The 2584-nt window shown below is 73.1% G+C and carries 3 protein-coding genes; all 3 read left to right on the forward strand.

Translation table 11 applies throughout. The annotated features are described in order from the left end of the window. Positions 1–123 precede the first annotated feature (123 nt). Complete coding sequence (locus ABZ641_RS32620) at positions 124–1911, forward strand: thiamine pyrophosphate-requiring protein (RefSeq protein WP_359987709.1); 1788 nt, start codon at positions 124–126, stop codon at positions 1909–1911. Between the two features lie 5 nt (positions 1912–1916). Beyond that, positions 1917–2369 carry a hypothetical protein gene (locus tag ABZ641_RS32625; RefSeq protein ID WP_344624870.1) on the forward strand — a complete coding sequence of 151 codons (453 nt, stop codon included), beginning with the start codon at positions 1917–1919 and terminating at the stop codon, positions 2367–2369. Between the two features lie 3 nt (positions 2370–2372). Beyond that, positions 2373–2584 (forward strand): hypothetical protein (locus ABZ641_RS32630; RefSeq protein ID WP_359987712.1); only part of this gene is annotated, 212 nt, incomplete at its 3' end.

Genomic DNA, 2584 nt, shown 5'->3' on the forward strand with positions numbered 1-2584 from the left:
CCCGCCGCACCCGTGCCGTGCGGCGGCCGGCGGCGACCGTACGGGTTTTGCCGCCGTCACAGCGGTTAGCCGCCCTCAGAGGGGTGCACCGCTCCTCGCCCGAGCCAGAGGAGGAGCCGGCCGATGAAGGTCTCCGACTACGTACTGCAACGCCTCCGGGAATGGGAGGTGGAGTACGTCTTCGCCTACCCCGGCGACGGAATCAACGGGATCCTCGCCGCCTGGGGCCGGGCCGAGGACCGTCCGCGGTTCGTCCAGGCCCGGCACGAGGAGATGGCCGCCTTCGAGGCCGTCGGCTACGCGAAGTTCTCCGGCCGGACGGGCGTGTGCGCGGCCACCTCCGGGCCCGGCGCCATCCACCTGCTGAACGGCCTGTACGACGCCCGGCTCGACCACGTCCCGGTGGTGGCGATCGTCGGCCAGACCGACCGCAGCGCGATGGGCGGCTCCTACCAGCAGGAGGTCGACCTGCTGAGCCTCTACAAGGACGTGGCCTCCGAGTTCTGCGAGATGGTCACCGTCCCCGGGCAACTGCCGAACGTGCTGGACCGGGCGATGCGGGTGGCAACGGCGCGGCGCACCGTCACCGCCGTGATCATCCCGGCGGACGTGCAGGAGCTGGACTGGGAACCGCCCGCGCACGCCTTCAAGCAGGTGCCCTCCAGCCTCGGTGTCGGCCGCTGGGCGCCGATCCCCGCCGAGGAGGACCTCGCCCGGGCGGCGGAGATCCTCAACGCCGGCGAGAAGGTCGCGATGCTGGTCGGGCAGGGTGCCCGGCACGCCCGCGCCGAGGTCGAGGAGACCGCCGAACTGCTCGGCGCCGGCGTCGCCAAGGCCCTGCTCGGCAAGGACGTGCTGCCGGACACCCTGGTGTACGTCACCGGCTCGATCGGCCTGCTCGGCACCCGCCCGTCCTACGAGCTGATGCGGGACTGCGACACCCTGCTGGTGGTCGGCTCCAGCTTCCCGTACACCCAGTTCCTGCCGGAGTTCGACCAGGCCAGGGCGGTGCAGATCGAAATCGACCCGTCGATGGTCGGCCTGCGCTACCCCTTCGAGGCCAACCTGGTCGGCGACGCCGCCGAGACCCTGCGCCGGCTGATCCCCATGCTGGAGCGCAAGGAGGACCGCAGCTGGCGCAAGACCGTCGAGGAGAACACCGCCCGCTGGTGGGAGGTGATGCAGCGCCGGGCCGAGGTGTCCGCCGACCCGCTCAACCCGGAGCACGTGGTGCACGCCCTCGACGCCCTGCTGCCCGAGGACGCGATCGTCGCCGCCGACTCCGGCTCCGCCGCCAACTGGTACGCCCGGCACCTGCGGATGCGCGGCACCATGCGCGGCTCGCTCTCCGGCACCCTCGCCACCATGGGGCCCGGTGTGCCGTACGCGATCGGCGCGAAGTTCGCCCACCCCGACCGGCCGGCGATCGCGATCGTCGGCGACGGCGCCATGCAGATGAACGGCCTCGCCGAGCTGATCACCGCCGCCAAGTACTACCAGGAGTGGTCGGACCCGCGGCTGGTCGTCGCCGTCCTCAACAACCACGACCTCAACCAGGTCACGTGGGAGATGCGCGCCATGCAGGGCGCCCCCCAGTTCGAGGCCTCGCAGAGCATCCCGGACGTCCGCTACGCCGACATCGCGGTGCTGCTCGGCCTGCACGGCGTGCGCGTCGAGCAGCCCGAGGACGTGGAACCGGTGTGGCGTCAGGCCCTCGCCGCCGACCGGCCGTTCGTCATCGACTTCCGCACCGACCCCGCCGTCCCGCCGATCCCGCCGCACGCCAGCTGGGACCAGATCACGTCCGCCGCCTCCGCCGTGATGCACGGCGACAGCGACCGCGCCGCGGTGGTGAAGCAGGGCGTCAAGGCCAAGATCCAGGAGTTCCTGCCCGGCCGGGGGAAGGGGTGAATCCGGTGCGCACCCGCCGAACGGACCCGCCGTCCGCCCTGGCGCGGCTGGTGGCGAACGTGCGGCACGGCCGCTTCGAACGGTCGCTGTCGCTGCTGACCTCCGCGGGCGCGCTGATCACCGCTGCGGAGATCTACCTGGAGCACGACCGGGCCGGCTTCGGCAACCGGATGATGTGGTGGCCCGTCGCGCTGGGCCCGCTCGGCGCCGCGGCCGGCATCGCCGGCTTCCGCAGCGAACGCGCCGCGCACACCGTGCTGCCGGTGGTCTCCGCGGCCGTCGTCGCCAACGGGCTGCAGGGCACCTGGCTGCACGTCCGCGGCATCGCGCAGAAGCCCGGCGGCTGGTCGATGGCCCGCTTCAACATCGAGACCGGGCCGCCGCTGTTCGCCCCGCTGCTGGTCACCGTGGTCGGCGGCATGGGCCTGCTCGCCTCCGTGCTGCGCCGGGAGAGGTGAGCCGTGGGAGGACAGCACCTGCCGACCGGCCGCCGCGTCCCGTCGGGGGAGAGCGGCCGCCGCTTCCCGGACTTCGACGTCCTCGACCGGGTCCCCGACTGGGACCCGGCCACCGCCGCCACCGTCGTCGGCCGCCTCGCCCGCCAGCCGGACCTGCGGTTCTTCACCCCCGCCGAGGAGGCCGCTGCCGGCGCCCTGTTCGACCGGCTGCTCGC

Origin of the sequence: Kitasatospora sp. NPDC007106, from assembly GCF_040634455.1 — a bacterium.
Classification (GTDB): domain Bacteria; phylum Actinomycetota; class Actinomycetes; order Streptomycetales; family Streptomycetaceae; genus Kitasatospora; species Kitasatospora arboriphila.

Coding starts and splice junctions, on each gene's coding strand:
- ABZ641_RS32620 (WP_359987709.1), top strand. CDS start 124: ATGAAGGTCTCCGACTACGTACTGCAACGCCTCCGGGAATGGGAGGTG.